The organism is Candidatus Hepatincolaceae symbiont of Strigamia maritima (genome assembly GCF_055505085.1).
Map to the genome: position 1 here is coordinate 1 of NZ_DBKDTU010000226.1, position 4,949 is coordinate 4,949.

The 4,949-nt window shown below is 28.8% G+C and carries 5 protein-coding genes; all 5 read left to right on the plus strand.

The features are described 5' to 3' along the window. The coding region (locus tag ACQCX0_RS06175; protein WP_462563299.1) for a glycosyltransferase family 4 protein at positions 1-1,222 on the plus strand (1,222 nt) is incomplete at its 5' end. Positions 1,223-1,341: 119 nt separating this feature from the next. Then, positions 1,342-2,232, plus strand: a complete 891-nt coding sequence (locus ACQCX0_RS06180) for a bifunctional enoyl-CoA hydratase/phosphate acetyltransferase (protein WP_462563300.1) — start codon at positions 1,342-1,344, stop codon at positions 2,230-2,232. Positions 2,233-2,250: 18 nt separating this feature from the next. Continuing rightward, on the plus strand, positions 2,251-3,429 hold the full coding sequence (locus ACQCX0_RS06185) for an acetate/propionate family kinase (protein ID WP_462563301.1): 1,179 nt from the start codon (positions 2,251-2,253) through the stop codon (positions 3,427-3,429). 299 nt (positions 3,430-3,728) lie between these two features. Next, complete coding sequence (locus tag ACQCX0_RS06190; protein ID WP_462563302.1) at positions 3,729-4,295, plus strand: acyloxyacyl hydrolase; 567 nt, start codon at positions 3,729-3,731, stop codon at positions 4,293-4,295. A gap of 49 nt (positions 4,296-4,344) precedes the next feature. Beyond that, the coding region (locus ACQCX0_RS06195; protein WP_462563303.1) for a hypothetical protein at positions 4,345-4,949 on the plus strand (605 nt) is incomplete at its 3' end.

The window sequence follows — 4,949 nt, forward strand, 5'->3', positions numbered from 1 at the left end:
CTATTTTTACTATTATATAAGAGTATTTATTATTTTCTCTTTAATTATGGAAGAGTCTGCCATGAAAATATTAAAAATATACCCACATTTTCTGCCTTTAGGTATAAATCAGAATGCTTCTACTTGGTTAGCTTCTTATCCATATATTAAATATAGTGCATTTTATCATAATATTAAAATAGTTTCTACTTTTACAGAAACCCCTCTACCAGATAAAAATATTATTTTTATTCCAAAAGAGCAATGTTATGAAAATATTTCTAATAAAGATTTTATTTTTAATGTTAATCTAAATGTAAATCCTAAGAAGTATTTACAAGCAGTATTAACCATAATAAATCAAGAAAATCCCCAACTTATAGAAGTAGAATCAGATTATAGATTAGCTTCTGCTATTGCTAAAAAGATTAGCCTCCCAGTAATATTAATTACTCATAATCTTATTCTTAAACGAAAGCTTTTTAATAAGTATCTACAATATTTTACTAAATTACGCCATTTAACAGGTATTATTTGTGTTAGCAATTATTTTAAACAAGAAATTCTTAGATATTTACCCATGTTAAAATCTAAAGTATTTGTAATCCATAATTCTTACCAACATTTATTCCATAATAACTTAGCTACCGGTGCTAAAAAAAATCAAATTATTTTTGCAGGACGTGCTACTAATAAAAAAGGAATCAAGCAATATTTAGAAGCTCTTCCTTCAGTATTACATAAACATCTGAACTTCAAAGCAATAGTAACAGGAAGTATAGAAAATTTGAGGGAACAGGAATTTTTAGAGCATTGCCTTACTCTGCCGAAAATCCAAACCTTAATTAAAGAAAAACGTTTAATTATTTATAAAAATATTACGAATGCAGAAGTATTTCAACATTTTTTAGATTCAAAAATTGCAGTTTTCCCTACTATTCCCAGTTTACATTCTGAAGGATTACCTATGGTAGGAATTGAGGCAATTTTAGCTGATGTTGCAATTATTTGTTCACGTAGTGGGGGATTTCCGGAATTAACCGCAACAAATGCTCTTTATTTAGCAGATATCACTAAAGAAGAAATTATTGCTAAGCTTAATTTTTTTATAGAAAATGAAGGAGTACGAAAAAAAATGGTTTTTTATGCTAAAAATTACTTATATAAAGAATTTAATTTTAATACCTTATTACAACAATATGATAATCTCAGAAAGAAATTTTTACATTTAGAATCTTTCTAAACAAGCTTTTTTTTAGCTACAATCCCCATTTTAAAAGTGATATACACTAATTTATTTTTAATATTCCCAGAATTATAGTATAATAGTAGCCAATACTTTAAGTAATTAGGAGATAATATTTGATTTATATAGATAAATTATATAGTTCTAAACAATATGAACCATTTAATGTAGCAGTAGTAAATCCTACTGATAATATGTCTTTAATTAGTGCTGTCGAAGCTGCAAAACAAAAACTGATTAATCCAATTTTATTTGGTAATACTGAAAAAATTCATTATATTGCTAACCTAGCTAATCTTGATATTACTGCTTATCAAATTATTCATACAGGTACTGCTCTTGAAGCCGTAGATGTAGCGGTTAAGTCTTGTCGAGAAAGGAAAACTCAAGCCTTGATGAAAGGCAATATTCATACCGATGAATTAATGCATGCTGTAGTAAATAAAGAAACCGGATTACGCACTAAACGTAGAATTTCCCATGTATTTGCCGTAGAAATTAAAACTTATAAAAAAATGCTTTATATTTCGGATTCTGCTATTAATATCAATCCTGACCTTGCTACTAAATTTCATATAACTAATAATGCTATAGATTTAGCTAAACAATTAGGTGTTGATAAGCCCAAAGTGGCCATTTTATCAGCTGTGGAAACTCCGACCGATAGAATACCATCATCCTTAGATGCACATGCTTTGTCTCACATGCCAGAATTATTAGATAAAGCTATTATTGAAGGACCTTTAGCTTTTGATAATGCTATTAGTGCAGAATCAGCTCAAATAAAGGGTATCAATTCCCAAGTGGCTGGGAATTGTGATATTTTAATAGTGCCTAGTATTGAAACAGGAAATATTCTTACTAAATCTTTAGTATATTTAGGACAGGCAAATGTTGCTGGAATTGTTCTAGGAGCACAGGTACCTATTATTCTAACCAGTAGGGCAGACAATATTCAGGCACGAATAACCTCTTGTGCTCTGGCGACTTTATTACAAAATATTTAATTTTTTAAGGAATATATTATGGAAGTTATTATTATTCTAAACGGAGGATCTTCTAGTTTAAAATTTAAACTTTTTGCAGCTCAAGACTTAAAAGATTTATATTCCGGACAAATTTCCGGAATAGGTACCAATAACCCTAAATTAATTATTAAAGATAGTAGTGAATGGAAACTTTTAAAAACTCATAATTTTAGTGAATCTCAAAATAGAGACGATATGTTGATTTTTATTATAGAAAACCTAAGAGAACTTTTTCCTACCCTTAGCTTAATTGCAGCTGGACATAGAGTAGTTCACGGCGGCAACCATTATATGCTCCCTTCTTTAGTTGATAATAAATTAATTAATACCCTCAAAGATATTTCTTATTTAAGCCCGATTCATCTACCTCATAATATTAGACCTATGGAAGTACTACAGGCTAAATTTCCACAATTAAGGCAAATTGCTTGTTTTGATACAGCTTTTCATAGCACTAATAGCAAAATTAGCCAATATTATGCTATTCCTAGGAAATTTATTGAGGAAGATAACATAAAAAGATATGGATTTCATGGTTTATCATATGAATATTTAGCTCTTAAATTACATGAAATTGATAAAACTGCTGCTTCTGGCAAAGTAATTGCCTGCCACTTAGGTGCAGGAGCCTCCTTATGCGCTATGGAAAACGGCAAAAGTATTACTACTACAATGGGAGTAACTCCCTTAGATGGTTTAGTAATGGGCAGTAGAACCGGAGCAATTGATCCAGGAATTATTTTGTATCTTTTACAACATAAAGGCTTTAATGCAACATCCCTAGAAAAATTACTCTATTTTGAAAGCGGAATTTTAGGAGTTAGTGACCTTAGTAGCGATTTTTATACTGTAGCCTCCTCAACTGATACTAAAGCTATTGAGGCCTGGGATTTATATAAATTTAACTTAATTAAACAAATAGGGGCAATGTTTGCAGTACTTGGGGGTTTTAATAGTATTATTTTTACAGGGGGTGTGGGAGAAAATACTAAAAGTTTGCGGACTCATGTGGCAAATAGTTTTAGTTGGTTAGGGATGAAAATAGCTAATAATCTTAATACTAATCCGGAAAATTACTTAATTTCAGAATCTAATTCTAGTATTAAAATGTTTGTAATTCCTGCCCAAGAAGAATGGATGATTGCTAAACATGTACAACAAACAATTCAACTGTAAGCATTACATCTTTTTCTTATTATAAAGAAATTAGATGATTATATACAAAATACACAAACCAATCTAAATTTTAAGAGGACAATTTTTTTATTTTTAATAATCTGACATTATCAATCTTATTCAATAAGGATACCATTATTATTTTTATATTTACGTTTTAATAGAAAAAGTAGTAGATAAGCATAGTACTTATATTTAAAGGAAAATACAGATTTTGATTTATTACTAGACTGACTAATAATTGTATTATATAATTACTTTGTATTATTATTTCAGAAAGTATGGAAATAAAAAGTTAAATGTTTAAAAATTTATGTAAATACATTGTATATTCAATTTTATTGGGCTTGTTGTTAGTATATACTACAAATAAGACATTAGCCGATACCAATGATAATCATTACCTTATAATCGATAATCCGGCATTTGGTAGTTATATAAATGCTTTACAATTATCAGCTTCAATGTCCATAAGATTAAAAAATCTATCATATTATTCGTTAGGCTATCAACAGAGAGACAGAATATTTAGGTTGCCGGGTCGTGCTACTATTGAGATTGGACTTCAAAAAGCTACCAGTGAGAAAAAAAAACCATTTAATAACACATCATATCTGGGTGTAATGCAGGAGGTTGTTTTAGGAATACCAAAAATATATAGTTTTACAGGTTTGGGAATCTATATTAAGAATAAAGTAGATGCTCACATTGGATCAAGATTTGCTTTTGGTATAATTGCCGGTTTGGGCACTAGGATTGATGTTCTTAAAGTTGAACTATTTATGAGACATTTTTCTAATGGTCATTTGAGTTTACCTAACAAAGGACAAAATTTTATAGAACTAAGAATAGGATATCTATATTAAGCTGTAGAACAATTTTATACTGATTAACCCAACATATAAAGATGTATTAATGTTAAAAATTTTATTAGCTACTTTAAGTATTTTTATTATTTTATACTCTAGAGCATATTCTAATAATCTTGATAGTATTAAACTTAACTCTAAAATAGAAACTCTTAATTTTATAATTATTTATAACAAAAATTTTGAGAAAACCGCTTATATCTTAGCTAATAATATAGAAAAATGGGGAGACGAGGTTTATGCTTTTCATGGGGCTAAACCTTTAGTAAAAATTTATGTTTTTTTAGCTAATAATGTAGATTACGTAAATGCCTATAGTACTGTGAACAGAATTAATCTTTGGCTAAATACTTCTGCAGAATTATCTGAAATCCAAACTATTTCAGGCAGTTGGCTAGAAACTGTTTTTAAGCATGAATTAACCCATAATGTTAACCAATTATATGATCATAATCTACTCTATGTGTATCTATTCCCTTACGTAGAGAGAATCTTCGTACCGGAATGGATAGAAGAAGGAACTGCTGTGTATAATGAAACTAAATTAAGTCCTAACGGGAGAGCCTATGATGAACTTTTCTATGCCCCACAAAGATATTATTATCATAATAAAAAATTTAATTACTTTTACTATAAAAATTCTAATATTTA